This is a genomic window from Xanthomonas sacchari, from assembly GCF_040529065.1.
Classification (GTDB): Bacteria; Pseudomonadota; Gammaproteobacteria; order Xanthomonadales; family Xanthomonadaceae; genus Xanthomonas_A; species Xanthomonas_A sacchari.
Genome location: NZ_CP132343.1, coordinates 249,223 through 266,861, shown reverse-complemented (window position 1 = coordinate 266,861; position 17,639 = coordinate 249,223). Strand labels below are relative to the sequence as shown.

At 62.7% G+C, this 17,639-nt stretch carries 10 protein-coding genes; all 10 read right to left on the bottom strand.

The features are described from left to right. Nucleotides 1-13 precede the first annotated feature (13 nt). The 10 genes from RAB71_RS01120 to RAB71_RS01075 all read right to left on the bottom strand — a co-directional run bounded on the left by RAB71_RS01120 (nt 14) and on the right by RAB71_RS01075 (nt 17,430). The gene (locus RAB71_RS01120; RefSeq protein ID WP_010341645.1) at nt 14-628 is read right to left on the bottom strand and encodes a DNA-3-methyladenine glycosylase; all 615 of its coding nucleotides are present in this window, start codon (nt 626-628) and stop codon (nt 14-16) included. A gap of 316 nt (nt 629-944) precedes the next feature. Further along, nucleotides 945-3,092: a S46 family peptidase gene (locus tag RAB71_RS01115; RefSeq protein WP_029561908.1), complete on the bottom strand. Its 2,148-nt coding sequence runs from the start codon at nt 3,090-3,092 to the stop codon at nt 945-947. A 219-nt stretch (nt 3,093-3,311) separates the two neighbouring features. After that, a complete protein-coding gene (locus RAB71_RS01110; protein ID WP_138985727.1) occupies nt 3,312-3,800 on the bottom strand; it encodes a hypothetical protein in 489 nt (162 codons plus the stop codon). Continuing rightward, complete coding sequence (locus RAB71_RS01105; RefSeq protein WP_234006510.1) at nt 3,797-4,753, bottom strand: RHS repeat-associated core domain-containing protein; 957 nt, start codon at nt 4,751-4,753, stop codon at nt 3,797-3,799. Before RAB71_RS01105 ends, RAB71_RS01110 begins: the two co-directional genes overlap by 4 nt. Nucleotides 4,754-5,315: 562 nt before the next feature. Next, nucleotides 5,316-6,275, bottom strand: coding sequence for an RHS repeat-associated core domain-containing protein (locus RAB71_RS01100; RefSeq protein WP_234006509.1), 960 nt, complete (start codon nt 6,273-6,275; stop codon nt 5,316-5,318). 175 nt (nt 6,276-6,450) lie between these two features. After that, on the bottom strand, nt 6,451-6,762 hold the full coding sequence (locus RAB71_RS01095; RefSeq protein ID WP_156148507.1) for a hypothetical protein: 312 nt from the start codon (nt 6,760-6,762) through the stop codon (nt 6,451-6,453). A gap of 65 nt (nt 6,763-6,827) precedes the next feature. After that, on the bottom strand, nt 6,828-7,145 hold the full coding sequence (locus tag RAB71_RS01090; RefSeq protein ID WP_010341641.1) for a hypothetical protein: 318 nt from the start codon (nt 7,143-7,145) through the stop codon (nt 6,828-6,830). 65 nt (nt 7,146-7,210) lie between these two features. Further along, nucleotides 7,211-11,416, bottom strand: coding sequence for an RHS repeat domain-containing protein (locus tag RAB71_RS01085; protein WP_052470974.1), 4,206 nt, complete (start codon nt 11,414-11,416; stop codon nt 7,211-7,213). Nucleotides 11,417-11,809: 393 nt separating this feature from the next. After that, nucleotides 11,810-15,652 carry a translocation/assembly module TamB domain-containing protein gene (locus RAB71_RS01080; RefSeq protein ID WP_010340299.1) on the bottom strand — a complete coding sequence of 1,281 codons (3,843 nt, stop codon included), beginning with the start codon at nt 15,650-15,652 and terminating at the stop codon, nt 11,810-11,812. After that, nucleotides 15,649-17,430: an autotransporter assembly complex family protein gene (locus RAB71_RS01075; RefSeq protein ID WP_010340300.1), complete on the bottom strand. Its 1,782-nt coding sequence runs from the start codon at nt 17,428-17,430 to the stop codon at nt 15,649-15,651. Before RAB71_RS01075 ends, RAB71_RS01080 begins: the two co-directional genes overlap by 4 nt. Nucleotides 17,431-17,639: the final 209 nt, after the last annotated feature.

Below are 17,639 nucleotides of genomic sequence, written 5' to 3'. Positions count from 1 at the left end.
TACGAGCGCCACGCTACCCGCGGCGCTTCACCCGACCCACCACAAAGCGCGACACGTTTGGCTCGTCGGGCACATGCCAGCGCCACGGCGCCTCCATTGCCTTGCTGATACCGATCCGCGTGGTGACGACCGGCGCAGGAGGCGGCGGCGTCCCGTCCTGCCCTAGCCACAGGCGCGACTGCAGCGTGGTCAGGTCCAGCCCGTTGTCCGCGCCCGTAACACCCAGCGCCTTGGCCAGGCGCCCCGGCCCACGGGTGAGATCGGCGGCGCGCACCGCGCCGCGTGCCGACTGCATCGCCTCGATCCCGGCCACAGGCGATAAGGCGCGGATCAGCACCGCATGCCCCGGCGCGCCACCGCATACTGCATTGAGGGCCCAATGCATGCCGTAGATGAAGTACACGTACAGATGCCCAGGCGGGCCGAACATTACGCGTGTGCGCGGCGTCATGCCGCGGAACGAGTGCGCCGCCGGATCCTCCGCACCGCAGTAGGCCTCCACCTCGACGATGCGCCCGCAACGACCATCGGCACTGACAAGCAGCTTGTTCAACAGCTCCGGCGCCACCACGCGCGCATCGCGCGCGTAGAACGCGCGTGGCAGTGGCGTAGCGGCTAGTGGTTCCATCGGATCAGTCTAAGCGCTGTATCGCAGTGGCGGAGTGAGCCGCGGCCGGCGCGGCCCACACCCATGACGTCGGTCTCCCGACCGCAGCGCATGATGCTCATTGTGGGAGGGACTTCAGTCCCGACGCATGACGGTGTCCTGTATCGGGATCGTCTTTCTGATCTCCGACGGCACACTGCATCGAGGTGAGCGCTGAGGGCTCACGCTTCCGAAGCCATGGCGGACGATGCCGCCGCCACATGAGCGCACAGGGCACAGTGCATGCCTATTCCACTAGAGGCAACGCCAAGCGACACACGCATCCCAAACCGCCCAATCACTCCTGCGGAACGTTCAACTCCTTCAGCAATTGCGGCGCCGGATACACCTTGGCCATCAACCAGCGCAGATAGCGCATGTCCACATGGATGGCGCGTTTGTAGCGCGGGTCGTACCACCAACTGGCGCTGACCGCCTCCCAGTTGCTGTCGAAGTTCAGCCCAATCAACTCGCCGCGTGCATTGAGCACCGGCGAGCCGGAGTTGCCGCCGGTGGTGTCCAGGTTGGTCAGGAAGTTTACCGGCTGCGTCTTCGACTGCGGATCGACCGTGCTGCCGAAATCGCCCTTGGCGATCGCCGCCAGCAGCGGCTTGGGCGCATCGAACGGCTCCTTGCCGGTGTTCTTTTCGACGATGCCGGCCACCGTGGTCAGCGGCGCGAAGCTGACCGCGTCGCGCGGCGCCAGCGGCTCGACGCGGCCATAGCTGATCCGCAGCGTGCTGTTGGCATCCGGATACACCGCACGACCCTGCTGCTTGCGCCAGGCGAACAGCGCACGCATGTAGGCCGGGCGCAGCCGCAACTGCTCGCCCTCGCGCGCCTTGCGCTCGTCGTCCAGCCGCAGCTGCGCCGGCACCAGCGTGGCGGCCAGCGCCAGCAATGGATCGGCCGCAAGCGCCTTGCCCTCGCGCGCGTCGACGAAGCGCGACAGCCGCTCGGCCTCGGTGCCCAGCGCTGTGCCGGCATAGGCCTTGTCCAGCACCGCCTGCAATTGCGCCGGGGTCCGCCCGAACGCCGCATCGAACTCCGGTACCCGCTGGGCATCCGGCAATTGCTGGTAGCGGGTCAACAACGTCGTCAGCAGCGCCTTCTCCACGGTCGGCGAATAGCGGCGCTGCACCTGCTTGAGCATGCCCTCGATCAGCGTTAGGTCGCGCTGCTGGTAGCCGCTCTCGCGCCGGTCGTCCGGCTTACCCGCCTCCAGTCGCAGCCGCTCCAGCGTCAGTGCCGAGCGCAGCGCCTGGGTCTGCGTGGCGATCAAGCCCAACAGCAGATCGCGCTCGCGCAACGCCGACGCCTGGCCGAGCAGCTTCTGCAACGCCGCGATATCGCGCGCATCGCTGCCGTGGGTCGCCGCGAGCATGCCTCGCTCGTCCTCCGCGCGCAGCCGCACCGCATCGCTACGCTGCAGCCCTTCCAATTCGCCGGCGGCGCGCTTGCGGTTGTTCTTCAGCGACTGCAGCTGCGACGCGTAGCGCGTGCGCGCCTCTGCATCGGCCTTGCCCGCCGCCTCGATCACCCCGATCAACTGGTCCAGCACCGCCACCCGCTGCGGCAGCGTCGCCTCCACCTGCTCGGCGAACTCGGCCGCCGTGCGATGCCGGTAGGTGATGCCGGGGTAGCCAGCCAGCATCGCGAAGTCGCCGGCCTTCGGCCCATCGGTGGCGATCTGCAGATGCGCCGGTGGCTGGTAGGGCACGTTGTCGGCACTGTAGTCCGCCGGCTTGCCGTCCTTGCGCACATAGGCGCGCAGCAAGGTGAAATCGCCGCTGTGCCGCGGCCACATGAAATTGTCGATCTCGTCGCCGTAGTTGCCGATCGCCCGTGGCGGCGCATACACCAAACGCACGTCGCGCAGCTCCAACTGGCGGATCCGGTAGAAATCGGTGCCGTAATACATGTTGGCCACGCTGCAGCGCACTCCAGCCTCGCGCTCGCAGTCGGCGACGATGCGCTTGCTCGCCGCATCCACCGCATCGTAATAGGCCCGCCCGGTCTTGCCCTTGGCCGGCCCCAGCACCCGATCGGTGACCTTGTCGAAGCCCACCGTCACCAGCACCCGGAAATCCGGATTGGCCGTGCGCTCGTCGGCGCGATCCCGCGCGATGAACCCGTTCTCGATCAGGTTCTCCTTGGCCGAGGTGTTGTACTGGATTACCCCGTAGGCGACGTGGTGATTGGTCAGCAGCAATCCCTCCCCGGACACGAACGCCCCGGTCCCGCCCCCGACCTTGACCACCGCACTCAACGGCGGCTGCGTCACCTCGGCCAGCGTTTGTAGATCGCCCTGAAATCCTGCCTCGCGCAGGGGCTTGGCCAACTCCGGCATCTGTGACGGTATCCACATGCCTTCGTCGGCGTGGGCGGTGGTGGAGAGGGCTAGGCTTAGGGTGAGAAAGGCGGCAAGGGAGTTTGAAAAGGGCATGTGGAAATCGAGGCAAAGAACGTAGCCGCGACCTTAGCTGGCCGATGCGGTGGCAGCAACCAAGGCGCCGATCCATTCATCGATGGATTTGATCTTTACTAGGAAAGATCCAGAATGCTCCTGAAAAAAACGAGCCAAGGGTCAGCTCGCTTCCTACGACCCTATACACAGATGCCTGCTATTGAATAACCTGCCCCTGTTACCGAAGCAGGGCTAACCTTACTTTCCATCCAATGCGATGAGAGCGCTAGCTGCAGGCAGAAAATCCCCGCTCCGAGAGTACCCGGATAGCCAAACGACAGGGGCGACCGCGTGCAAAAATCGTGGAACGTTAGCTGCTGATACTTGATATTTGAAAATAACTCCTTTACCCCCTTGCTTAGTAACAAGACAACCCTCGCCCATTGCCAAACTGGAGGTTGAAATTTTTACTTTAATAAAGCTATCTGCACAATTTCTGGAAGACCCATCTTGAATCAGAACATTAATTTGTGCGCCACTTTGATAGCGTACCACCAAATTCTTTATCGCTTGCGATTGAACATAGACGTAGTAGTCCTTCAAATGCTCAGAACGATGTTTGGTCACTGACCAACAAAAATCTCCTTCACATGATCTATCTGCTTCAACAGACGCTAACGCAACCCCTGGGAGCAGTCCGACCACCAAGACAGAAAGATACTTTCTACGATTGGGAGTAATGTTCATTTAGATAGCTCCTTCTCGAGACGCTTAGAGTCATTGAGTCCCTCGACTCGAAAAACACCCTTAAACCCACTAAGATTCATCTTGAAGGTGGATTCATTAGCCGAAATACCGTCAACATCTCTTGCGGTTAACGTATCACCTCGCCGATCGGCCATGATATTGCTTTGGTTATAGCCTTTTAGATATTCATACTTTCGATCATCAAAATTTCCTCCCACATCACGATATCCCTCGGGAGCGCCCGCGAAATGATAAATGTCATGCACCGCGGCATTATGCCAGTCAGGCGATGAAGAATTAATATGCCCAAAGTTGCCGCCAATACCGCCGTAGATCCCCTCGCCTGCGCTAGGAAACAGGGCCTTATTATAGCCAGGCGATAGATCCATCGTGTTAGTTCCCGCTCCGTTTGGCCGACTTAGAACCTGAAGGACTGGGCGCATGTTTCCAAAACTTGATTTGACTGAATCAAATTTATTCTTGATAGCAGCAATATTTTCTGGCGTGGCAGCTGATCCAGTGAAGTATACAGGTACAACAAGTATATTTTTGTCAGTGAAAAGAAAAGCATCCCTACCATCCGGATCAGTAAATTTATACGGATTGTTATTGGCGTACCAGTACCGGTTAAAAGCACCAACTGGGTTACTGTAAGGTGTCGCTGGATCTCCCGACAGAAATCTTCCTATCTGCGTGTCGTAGTAACGCTGCTGCATGTAAGTTAACCCGGTCGCAGCGTCAGTAACGTGCCCTGTATATCCCGGCCCATCGGTAGTGCGCCGATTCAGCAGGCCACCGTAGGGCTCATACTCGCTACGCTCGAAAATGTTACGATCTCTATCAGTTATCAGTGAAACAGAACCTAGCGCATCCGTGTGGACGTAATGGACCGTTTGCGCCGATGCGCCAAACGTAACGAGCAATATAACGGCGGCGACCACAATCAGACGCATTGTCGCATGACTCCAATGAAAATTTGACATCACTCGCACTTGCGGCTAGCCAATAAAACAGCCAAATGCTTGATCTACTGCTGCTTTTATTCTTTCTGAACAAGCAAATCGCACCTGGTGACACACTAACCTGATCTGCAATAGTAAGGATGCGCTTCAATTATTAGGGTTCGCATGGGTTCTGCCGCAATATCCACTATATTGCCGAAAGCGGAATAAGGTAAAGCTCCCAATAGCGTCTTGCCTGAGTTCACACGAATTTCGCCGCACCCACCCGGGCAATAAGCACTACCAGTCGGCAACAGGTTCTTTTTGCCTCCTGGAGTCACAAGAATGGCTCCGTCAAACCCAGCCGGGACCGCCTCCGCCGTAGGCCATGCCTCACGCGGCATACAAAGAGGGTGACTCGCAGACGAGGTCAACGCAAGGTCAAAACGCTTCTGAGCAATATTGTCGACTATGGTGAGCGAGAACTCATCTCTAGGTGCCCATCGAATTGGAGCAGTTGCGGCGCAAGCGGTAGCTGTAAGGGCAACTACAAAAGATAAAGCAATGAGACGCCTCATTGAGCTTCATCCATGAGATGATCGGGATTTATCAGTCGCTGAGCACCAGGTAAAGAATCGAACACCTGCCGTTGTTCAGGCGAGCCAAACTTGTAAGCGGAGATCCCATTTATCTTCTGGTCTTCGTACCCGAGAACAGCATGTGCCGTTTCGTGGCCTGCGGCCCACGACAATATAAAATTATTCCCAAAACTTGCATGACTAATATTCACAAGGACTTGCTTCGAGCCAGACTTTGGTACACCTGCAAGCGTGTCTGCTCCGACGCTCGGATATGCAGCAGCCAGCGCCGTGCCTGTCATGGCATTCGCCGGAATGGCCCCCTCGCCAGTATTGCTTAGCGCGTCGGCCATAGCTCCCATATCTGAAGCCACCTTTGTCATGTTCTCAAGTGTACCCGTGCCTGCACCGAAGTTCTTCTCAAAGGCGCCCTCAGCTTTCTGAAGCGATTTTCCGCCGGCTGCAATGGCCTTTGTTAGCTTACTAGCCGCCTTAGTCAGGTTGCCAGCAGCGCGCTTCTGCGCGCGATCAAAGGCTTTCCATTGTCTATCAGTCCAACCACTACCCCGAGAAAGTCGCCCGTCCGGATCAGTAAACCTGTATGGATTACTGTTGGCATACCAGTATCGATTAAAGTTACTACCGCTCACGCTACTAGCGGTGACTGGATCAATACTCAGAAATCGTCCAATAGAAGGATCGTAGTAACGCTGTTGCATATAGTCTAAACCGGTAGCAGCGTCCGCAACATGCCCAACATATCCAGGCCCATCCGTTATAGGACGATTCAATAGGTTCCCATAAGGCTCATACTCGCTACGCTCGACAGCATTTCGATCGCTGTTGGTCACTAAAACAACAGACCCCAGGCCATCCGTGTGGATATAGCGAACCGTCTGCGCAGACGCAACGAATGCGGCGGGCAATGACAGGGCGATTGCGGCCATCAGGTACATTGCCCAATGGACTCCCCGGAAATTTGACATCACTCGTCCTTACGAGTTGGAACCATAGATGCGCGATGTAGAGTCGAATTTCCTCTCGGAAGTCGGATCGACAACGCTTCCCCTAGCAACATTAATGTGCAACGTACCCGGCGAAATCTGCGATGCAGACTTCGCCAGAGCAGGCTTACTTTAAGTAGACCTCGACGATGGCGCAGTCCTTGGTCTGCACATCGATCTTTCGTTTGTTGATCAACGCTGTCATGAATGTCGCAAGTAATGCCTTCCCACCTGGCTGATCCTCCTGAAATTGTAGAACAGGATTTCCTGGTTCAGCAGCTTTGCACTCCGCAGGTATCGAGGATAGCCAGATGAAGTGGCTCGCATTGGCTTGATAGTTGCCCAGTTGCACGACCTCGACGTTCTGCATCCATTCGTTTGCCGATGCTTGCCAGCTCAAAAGAGCAAGAATTGTCAGCACGCTCCATGTAGCTCTCATAATTCGACTTCTCTCCTTTGTACTGGATGACGCTTTCCGAGTATTGGGCTTACGTGCGTACAAACTCACTCAACCATGTAGATGAACTTTCCGGTACAGGTCGTATCGTTGTCGTCCATGATTAAGGTCACACGCTTCCCACTGACGAATGCCGACATCAACATCGCATAGATCGCCTTGTTGTTCTCCTGATCCTTTGCCCAATAAACAGGCTTTCCGGCGGGGCAAGTGGCGTTTCCCTCGCTCAAGAGGAAGGGGATCTGGGTAGGCATGTAGGTCGCCTCGATCTGCGTCACCTTGCCCGTGATCATCTGCAAGGCACTAGCCGAATCGCTATAAGCGATCGAAAAGAGCGCACATCCCAACATCAAGATCCAACGCATAAAATTTCCGCCTCTAAGAAATTAAGGATTGAGTTGCAGATGCCGTTCCTGCGACACCGGAACCTTCAACCGTTCAAAAGCAGCTGATACAGCAACGGCACGATATCCACCGCAGGCCGCTGGTCATGCGTCACGTTCGAAACAGCGGTGCAGTTGCCGTCCGCCGTGCACGCGGTCACGCGATACGAATAGGTCCCTGCCGGCCTGGCCAACGAGGTCCAGTTGCCCTGGCTGCCGTCGTACACAGAGGTCCAGGTCACGCCATCCACGCTCTCTTCCACCACGTAGCGGGTCGCGCCGGAGACCGGGTTCCAGTTGACGTAGTCCTTGACCGAAGCGAGTTGGCCCAGCGGCCAGTCGGCTTCGGCAACGAGGCTGCCGCTCAACAGGATGTAGTCGGTGGACTTGGACTGGCGCTGGTTCTTCTGGAAACGCAGTGCCCCTGACTGATCGTACAGCGAGCCGATATTGCCGGCGCTCTGCAGCGCCAGCGTGCGGCGGCCGTTGCCGTCGTAGCGATAGGTCTCCTTGCCGGTGGCCTGGCGCAGGCGGTTGCCGTAATCGAACACGAAGGCCTGACCGTTCTTATTGCTGAGGTTGCCCTGCGGGTCGTAGCTCATGCCGATCACCGTGCTGCCGCCGCAACTGCCGGTCTTGACGTTGGTGAGCTGCCAATTGGCGTCGTAGCAGTAATAGTGATCGCGGCCCGGCGCGACGACGTGGGTCAGGTTATCGAGTACGTCGTAGCTATAGGTCGCGACGCTGAACATTGGCGACTCGGCCCTGATCAAGCGGTCCAGGCCGTCATAGGTCATGGTCCGGTCGCCACGACCACCGCGCCCGGTGGCGCCGTCGCTGATGGCCGCTACGTTGCCATTGGCATCGTAGTCATACCCATCGCTGAGGAACGCCGTGCCGCCGTAGGCATCCTGGCTGGTGTCCGGCAACTGGCGCTTGTTTTGCGTCAGCGTGTGGACGATGCCGTTGCCGTAGGTGAACTGCTTGATCGCGCCATTCGGGTAGTAGCTTACGCCGGTGGCATAGCTGCCCGCCTGGGTCGGTTGGCCCAGTGCATTGGGCGCGTAGTCCACCGTCTGCCCCGACGGATAGCGGTGCGCGGCCAGATTGCCATTGGCATCGTAGGCGTAGCCCAGCGCCCAGGTCTCGCCATCGGCCTGGCCCTGGCTCTCCGCGATCAACAGGCGACGCTTGTTGTAGGCGTAGCTGTTGTAGGTGGCGACACCGTTGTTGGTGGTGGTGATCTGCTTGACCGCCCCATCCGGCCAATAGCTCCAGGCCTGGTTGCCGTTGCCGTCCGGGAAGCTCAGCGCCTTGATCCGGTTGCGCACGTCGTAGCTGCGATCGACCCGGCGGCCGGAGGCGAAGGCGGAATCCGCATCGCACGATGTAGTGCTGGGCAGCGACAGGCCCGCCGCACTCCACACCAGATTGCCGGCAGCGTCGTAGCCGTTGGCGGTGGCACCGGTTTCCGGTTCCACCGTCTTGCACAGCTGCTGGTAGGTGTCGTAGACGTAGCTGCGGGTGACCGACACAGTGCCGTTGGCGTCGTGGCGGCGGATGGACAGCGGCTTGCCGAAGATGTCGCGGTTGATCTCGGTGGTGGCGCCTTCCGGATGCTGGAACCAGACCGGCGCGTCGTAGCCCGGGCGGTCGAAGACCTGGTAACCCGACAGGGTCTGGTTGCCCCGCGGGTTGGTCACACGCATCTGGCTCGCCGACAGGTACTCGGTCTTCGTCGTCAACACCCCCAGCTCGGAGTCCTGGGAGACCGCCGTGGCCCGGCCGAGCGCGTCGTACTGCGTCCAGGTACCGGTCGTCAGTTGATCGGACGTGCCGGGATACGAGGCGAACAAGGTGTGACCCTGATGGTCATAGGTGAACCGGCTGAACCGCTGGGTGGCGCCCACGTTCGCGGCGTCGTACTCCTGGGTCAACACCGGCCGCCACAAGCCATCGAGGTAGGTGACCTTCCTGGCGTTGCCAGTGGATACGGTGTGCCGCCAGTGCCCGGCAGGGAGACCGAATTCGGTTGCGTTCACCTGTTCGAAGGCCAGCCCCGTCGATGCCCAGGCGACGGTGTCGCCGCTGGGATAGGCGATGCTGGTCAATCGCCCCATGGCATCGTAGCCGTAGCTGGTGGCATAGCCGTTTTCATCGGTCGCCGAGCTGATCAGGCCGCGGTCGTCGATGACGGCCGTGTCGCTGGTGCCGTCCGCATAGGTGATGCCCTGCGGCATGCCGCGCTTCCAGCCGCTGAGGCTGGTGGCATTGCCATTGCCGTCGGTGACCTTGGACACTGTTCCATCGGCGTTGTAGGCGACCGTTTGAATGGTCTTGCCGAATCGCGAGAAACGCGTCGGCAGCGCAGTGGCAGCGTCGTAGGCGTTGGCGGACATCTCCTGGCTGCTGCCCGGCGCCGTCTTGGTGACGGACGCGACTTGACCGATCACCCATCGGGTGTAGTCGTCGTAATACGCTGTGGCCTCGGTGCGGGTATTGAACGCGCTGGAGCGGGTCACGCTGGTCGGGCGCGCGAACACATCGAAGCTATTCACTGCCATCTGGAAGGTATCGCCATCCTGGCTGATGGTGGTGCGCTTCAGCGGCCTGAGCCCTGCGATGGACACGTCATCCTCGTTCGATCCATGGCCAGAACCGACGAAGTTCGGAAACGGCTGATTGGCGACCTCATCGCTGGTGATGTAGTCGTTCACGCTGGTGCTGAGGATGTTCACGGTATCCCCGGACGAACTGCTGGTGTAAGAGCCGGTCTCAACCCCCAGGTCCAGTCCTTCGTTCAAGTTGTACCAGGCGCCGAACGTATACCGTTTGAAGTCGTTTTCGGGACCGCGCACCTCGGTTTGCACCGACTTTCTGCACGCGGTCGACGGCAGGTTGGACCGCTGGCACGTTTCCGCAAAGGCGAGTGCCCCCTCGCCAATGCCGTAGGTGTACGACCACTGCATCGACGGCAGGCCAGGGCCGCTGATCGACTTGCTGACCAGGGTGAAGTTGTCCGAGAAGTTGGGGATGGTCAGATACTGATAGCTGGTACTCGGACCGGCCGCATCCATGAAGCTGTTGCACTGCTTGGGGATGTTGTGGCGGAAATGCCGCTGCACCGAGAACGCATAGGTTGCCGTGGCATTGCTCGGCAACGTGACGGCGTAGGTAAAGTTGCCGGTCGACATCTCCGGCGCCGGGCAGCGTGGAGGATTTTCATAGAGCGGCAAGGCGGGCGTCGGCGTAATGATCATGTCGCCGCTCTGCACGTAGCGCGACTGGGCATTATCCGGTTGCGTCACCGTCAACGACTTGTCGCCGTACGAATAGGTCCAGTTGCCGATGCTGGATTCGACCGCAGTGATGTTGGCACCAGAAGTTCCGGTCACCCGAATGTAGCGGCCATCGCTGGCGTCGATACGCGACAACTGATCGCCGTTGTAGGTGTAGGTGACCCAATTGCCGAAGCGATCCTCGACCCGTGTGGCCAGGAAAAACACCGCCAGACGCGACATCGACGCGCTTGCGGAGTAGTTACCCATCCGCTTGGAGATGGATGGGTGCGTCTTGCTGACCACCCAGTCGAAGTAATACTTGTCGCCTTCCGGCGACAGCGCCACGAATCCTTCGCCCGGATAGCCGTTCTTGGTACTCGCCAGGCAGGAGAAGCGCCAGAAATCCTTGGTGATCCAGGGATAGCTTGCGCCGTTGTTCGGTGCCGGCAACTGCGTCGAAGGATCCCGGAGCATCTGGCGATCGCCCGCACCCGGGATGTGCAGATTGTTGCCCGACCAATAGTCCCGCGCGGGGATGGTGTAGCTCGGTGGTTCTGCGGGCTGACTGCAGCGGCTATTCGGGCTATTGCCGGACACCTGCCAACCGTTCGCGCCGAACACACCCATCAGGTACGGCACATCGAACGAACCGCCGACGCCGAAACCGTCGAGCTTTCCGCCGCGTCCCGCACCGTCGTCTTCGACGACATGCGTACGCTGCAGACGAACCGGCAGCTTGCTGTTGCCGGGGATGTCGATGTCCGTCCAGTTGAACACCACACTGCCGTTCTTCAGGCTGACCTGCTCGCCGAAGGAATCGACGCTCAAGCGTCCGATTTCCTGCGATTGCTTGATGCGCTCGACGTACTTCTGGTCGTACCGCAATTCGTCCGCACCGGCGGTCGCCGCATATCCGAGGGCCAACAGCGCCAGGCCTGCACGCAAGCGGAAGAACGTCTGGAACCTATCCATAGAGAAGTCTCAAGAAAGCAGTCGGCAACCGGTGCGAAGGCTGCAGCGCATCTGGCATGCGCGACAGGGACACGGTCGGAATCTGGATGTGGCGCGGAACGCAGGCGCCCGGAAACGGGGCGCCAGCATGGGACGAGACCGCTAGGGCGGCAATCGCGACGGATTGCGCAGCTGTGTGACAGGCAAGCCGGTGCCGACGCGACAATCCATGTTTCCCCCTGGTTTCAGTATCGTGCCCTGGGGATCACGGCGCGCAGGCATGTCGGCGCGTAGCGCTGCCGAAATGCTGCACCTCTACCGCAGTCTGAATCCCCGGCGGAACTGTGATAGAACGCACCGGAGCCTGTCAAGGAGATTTTGCGGTTGCAGCATGCGTCGTGCTCAAACGGCGCACTACTTCTCCTTCCGCCAATTCACCGACCCCCGGTTCTCCACCGTGCTCGATTCCACTTCGGCGTCGAAGCCGCGGCCCAGCAGATATTTCAGCGTCAGGACCGAGCCGCTGCCGATCAGCGACACGCCGTAGCTGACGTAAAGTTTCGGCGAGAGATACTTGCCGAAGCCCACCACCGAGCCGCCGAGGGTGCGCGACTGGCTGACGCCGGCGTCGTCGAAGCCGAGCCTGGCGCCGAGTTGCGAGGCGAGCAGGCCGCTGCCGGCCGACAGCGCGCTGGCCGCGGCAGTGACCTGGTCGGCCTCGGCGCTGCTGGTGTTGCTGAGGCTGCGGCCCAGCACCAGGTAGGACATCGCCTCGGATTGCGACATCGACGGGTCCGACCACACGTCCGCGTGCGGGGCGGTGGCACGGCCGGTGACGTCGATGCCGGCGGTGACGTCGCCGACCTGGCGCTGCGCGCGAATGTTGATGCGCGGGTCGGAGACGATGTTGTTGCTCCAGGTGAGCTGGCCGCGGGTGATGGTCAGGTCCTGCCCGTACGCCTTGTACTTGCCACTGACGTCCAGCCCGCCGGTGGCGGTGGTTTCGCGGCCCGGCCGCGAGCGCACCTGCATGGCGCCGGTCAGCGCGCCCTTGAGGCCGAAGCCGGCCATCTTGACCTGGTCGCCCAACGTCACCCGCAGGTCCATCTCCAGCGGCGAGGTCGGCGTGGCCTCGGGGTCGGCCGGGTCCAGCACCACCACGTCCTCGGACAGCGAGGTGCCGCGGTCCAGCCGTTCCAGGTCGATGTCGGCCGACGGCACGGTGACTTGGCCGCTCAGCATCATGGTCTTGTTGGCGATGCCGAACTGCAGGTCGGGGTTGGCCACCGCGCGCAGTTCGGCGGTGTTGGACACCAGCACATTGGTGCCGCGGATGTTCAACTGCAGCGGCGTGCGGTCGCCGTACCAGGACAGCCCGCCATCGACGTTGAGCGTGCCTTCGCCGGACTTCACCGAGGCGACGATGCGCGCCGAGCCGTCCGGCTGCGCGTCGAAGCGGCCCTTGCCCTCGCTCAGGGTCAGGCCCAGGGCCGGCAGTTCGCCGGTGAAGTTGCTCAGCGTGGCGTCGCCGCCCATCGCCGGCTGCGAGCGGGTGCCGCGCAGGCTGACGTGGCCTTCGACCAGGCCCTTGGGCCGCACCAGATCGGGCGAGAACAGCTCCAGCCAGTACAGCCGCGCCATGTTCATGTAGATCTCGCCATTCAACGGTGCATACGCATCCCAGCCGGTATCGACGGTGGCGTCGACGAAGCCGTCGCCCTGGAAGCCGATGCCGAGCTTGGAATGGATGTGCTGGGCGCTGAAATCGGTGACGAAACTGAACTGGTCGTAGCGCAAAAGTTCGCCGCGAGCGTTATCGCCCAGGCGCAGGCCGCCTTCGCGCGAGGCCAGGCGCAGCGAACCCTGCCAGGCGTTGCCGGCCGGCTTGAAGCTGCCGTCGATGGACAGGTCGCCGCGCAGGTACATCTTTCGGCCGTTGCTGGGCGGCAGCCATGGCTGCACCAGCGCGAGCGGCAGGGCGTCGCCGCGCAGGGTCAGGCCCTGCTTCGGCCAGTCGGCGGACACGCACAAGGCGCCGCCGCTGCCCGGCGCCAGGCAGCTCTCGGACAGGCTGAAGGCGCTGCCGGCCACACTGAAATTGGCCGCCTTCCGCAGCTGCCACGGCTCGCCCTTGGCCGGGGCGATGCGCAGCGTGTTCAAGGCGCCCTGCCAGCGCGCGCCATCGCGGCGCACCTGCCCGGCCAAGGCCAGCGCGCCCATGTCGTTCTCGGTATTGGCGTCGAGTTGCAAGTTCTCGACCGCGCCACGCGCGTCCACGCTCAGTGTCTGCAGCAGCACGCCGGCATTGATCGCGCTGCCGCGCAGGGCGAGTTCACCGCCGTTGCCGCGCCACGGCAGGCGTCCGCGCAGGCTGAGGCTGTCGGCGCTGTAGCTGTCCCACTTCAGGCCGCTGCCGGTGAGATCGGCGGTGAGATCGGGCGCGTCGCGGCGACCCTTGACCTGCACGCTGCCGCGCAGGCTGCCGGCGCCGCCAGGCAGCAGGTCGGCCAGTTGCAGCGGCTGCAGTTGCGCGTCCACGTCGAGCTGGTCGCCGACCTTGCCCTGCGCCTGCAGGCGGCTGTCGCCCAGGCTCAGTTGCAGCTTGCCTTCGCCCTGGCTGCCCTGCAGGGCGAGCTTGGCGTTGGCGTCGAGCGCGCGGCTGCGCAGGTTTCCGTTCAAGCGCGGAATGTCGAGCGTGACCTGGTAGCCGGCGGCACTGCCGTCCGGCCGCGCCGGCAACTGCTTGCCCTGCGAGGCGAAGGTGCCGGACAGCTTGCCGTCCCAGCCCGGTGCGAAGTAGCCGGGGTCGAAGCCGGCCAGCGTGCCTTGCACGTCCCAGTTCAACTCCGGCACCCAGGCCACATTGCCGCCCAGGTCGAGCGTGCCGCTGGGCATGGTCGCGCGCACCTGCTTCAGCTGCGCCTGGCGATCGTCGCCGCGCACGTCCAGCAGCAGGTTGGCACTGTCCTTGCCGCGAGCGACGGTGGCCTCGCCGTAGGTGGCCCATTGCTTCAAGGTGCCGGCCACGCCCAGGTTGGCCTCGACCAGCTTGATCGGCACCGCCGGCGCGTCCGGGGTGGACGGATCCGGCGCGGTGGCGAAGCTCATGCCGCTGGCGTTGACCGCAAAGCGCAGCTGCGCGTTGTCCGGATCGCGCAGATCGGCGGTGCCGCGCAGGCGCAGTTGCCCGTCGAAGGCGCGCAGCTGCAGCGGCGCGACGGTGAGCACCTGGTTGTCCAGGCTCAGGTGCGAGGGATCGAGTACCAGCTTCTGTCCGTCGCGCGACAGTTCGCCCTGCAAGTCGGCGTTGCCGCCCTTGCCATTGGCGCGCAGGTCGAAGGCCAGCGGCACGGACGCCGGCGCATCGTCGGCCGGCGGCACCAGCAGCGACGGATCCAGCGCCTTGCTGCTGGCGGCGAACTCCCACACCGGATCGGTGCGGCCGGTGAACACCAGCGTGGCGCGCAGCGGCGCCGGCGCGTTGCCGGCGATGGCCACTTCCATCTTGTCCAGGTCGCCGCGCGCGACCAGACCCAGGCGCGCCGGGGTGCGCCCGCGTGCGGCCGGCAGCACGGCGCTGGCGGTGAGGTCGGCCTTGTAGTCCTGGCCCGGCAGGTAATCGCCATTGATACGGAAATCGCCGCGGTCGCTGTTCACCACCACCTGGGTGGCGCGGAACTCGCCATTGGCCACTTCCACGCCGCCGCGCAGCGTGCGGATGTCGATCATCGGCTGCTGCGCCTGGGTGATGCGCAGGCCGTCGATGGCGATGCGGTCGGCCTGCAGCGCCAGCGGCACTTCGATCTGCGGCAGCGACTGCGGCCAGCGCGGCAGTTCGAACGGTTCGTCGCTCTTGGCCAGGTTAAGCGTGGCGTTGGTCAGCTCCAGCGCGTCCAGTTGCAGCTTGCGCCCGAGCAGCGGGCGGATGTCCGGATCCAGGTAGGCGCGCTCGGCGGTGAAGTGGATCTCGTTGTAGCGGAAGTCCAGGTTGTGCAGGATCAACGGACCGGCCAGCGGCCCTTCGGCGCGCTCCCAGGTGAGCGTAGAGCCGGCCGGCAGCCGTGCCACCACCTGCGCCAGCAGTACGTCGCGCCCGGCCACGGTCTGCAGCAGCCAGTACAGCGCGATCGCCGCCAGCAGCACCAGGCCGGCAACGGTCAGCGCCGAGCCCCACCAGAAGCGCTTGCGCCGATAGAAACGCGGGCGCCGCGGCGGCGGCGGCGCGCCGGGCGACGTCGGCTCCAGCGGCGCGCTCACAGATTGGCTCCGATGTTGAGATAGAGCTGGAACTGCGAGTCTGGATCGTTCAAGCCATGGGCGATGTCCACCCGCACCGGGCCGACCGGCGAGCGCCAGCGCAGGCCGAAGCCGACGCCGGTATGCCAGTCCGGCGTGTCGTCGAAGGCGCTGCCGCTATCGACGAACACCGCGCCGCCCCACGGACCGCCCTTGAAGTAGTGCTCGTACTCGGCGCTGCCGGTGAGCACGTGCTTGGCGCCGAGCGCGAAGCGGTCCGGCCGCGCCGTGCGCGGGCCGACCTCGCGGAAGGCATAGCCGCGGATGCTGTTGTCGCCGCCGGCGAAGAAACGCAGGCTCGGCGGCATCGCCACCAGCGCGTCGGTCCAGGTGCTGCCGGCTTCGCCGCGCAGGATCAGGCGGTCGTTGTCGCCGATGCCGTGGAACCAGTTCACCCGCATGTGCGCCTGCACGAAGCTGGCGTCCGAGCCCACACCCTCGGCACCGCCGCGCAGGCTGATGTTGCCGCTGAAGCCCTTGCGCGGGAACACCTTGTCGTCGACGCCGACGTAGTCGGCTTCGATCTGCGGATAGAACAGCGTCGAGGTCTGGTACAACGCGCCGTCGAAGACCTCGTCGGTGGCGTAGCGCCAGCGTTCGCGCAGCGCGTTGATCGAGGCGATGGCGGTCCAGTGCTCGTTGATCTGGCCGCTGCGACTGCCGGTGAGCTTGACGTTGCGTAGGTCGATGTAGTCGGTCTGCTCGTCGTAGACGCGCAGCGAGGTGGTGTACCAGCCGTCGAGCCAGCGGAACGCCGGGATCCGATAGCTGGTGATGAAACTCTTGCGCTTCTGCGCATAGTCCAGCTGCGTGCTGAGCTTGTGCCCGCGCGCGTTGACGTAGCGGCGGTCCACGCCCAGGCGCACACCGGCGCCGCTCTCGCTGCCGTAGCTGAGGCCGGCGGTGTAGATGCTGCGCTTGGCGCGGGTGAGGTTGACGTCCACCGGCACGTCGCCGTTGGCGTCGGCTTCTTCCGGCTTGGGCTGGATGTCGATCACGCTGAAGTAGTCGAGCTTGACCAGCGACTCGCGCAGGCGGTCGAGCTTGCCCTCGTGGTAGTAGCTGCCTTCCTTCCAGTACACCAGCGGATCGAACAGCTTCTGGTTGAAGTAGTCCTGGTGGAAGCGGATGGGGCCCATGTTGTAGCGGCGGCCGCTGTCCCAGCTCAGGTCGATGTCGGCGACGTGGTCGGCGCGGGTCACCTCGACTTTGCGCTGGGTGAAGTCGGCATCGAAGTAGCCGCGCTCGGCCAAGCGCCGGGTGATGGTGACCTTGCTGGTCTCGTAGACGCTGCTGACGAAGACGTCGCCCTGGCGCGGCCGGAAGTTCTCCAGGTCCTCGCCCAGGTAGCGGTCGTCCTCGGCCGGGCCGGTGATGCCCACATGAAAGTTGCGCACCCGCACCGGCTCGCCCTTGTCCACGTGCACCACCACGGTCAGCTTGTCGTTCTGGCGTGGCGCTTCGACGGTGATCTTGGGAGTGAAGTAGCCGAATGGCTCCAGCGCCTGCCGGGTCTGGCTTTCGGCCTGGCTCAGCAGATACTCCAGGCGCGACTCGCCCTGGTCCTTGCCGATGGCGTCGTACAGCGACAGCGAGACCTGGATGTTCTCGATCATCGCCGCGTCCTCGTCCTTGTTCAGGCCCTGGATCTGCACCTTTTCGATGACGCCGCGGGCCTCGGCGAGGCCGGCCAGGGAGAGCAGGGACAGGAAGGTGGCGAAACGGGGGATGGGTCGCATGGGCGTCAGAATACCGGCACCCCATGTGAAGCTGTTAACTAGACGTTTGTTACATGTGACCGGGATGTCGGGTGCGGTGGCCTCTGCGCGGGACTGTTTCGCGGTTCCAGACCCGCGGCACCGGTGCGTCTGCGTTGCGAGTCGCCTGGCGAAGGCACCGCTTGCCAAGCCGCTGCCGCGGCGCCACGCTGGCTGCCCCACCCACAGGA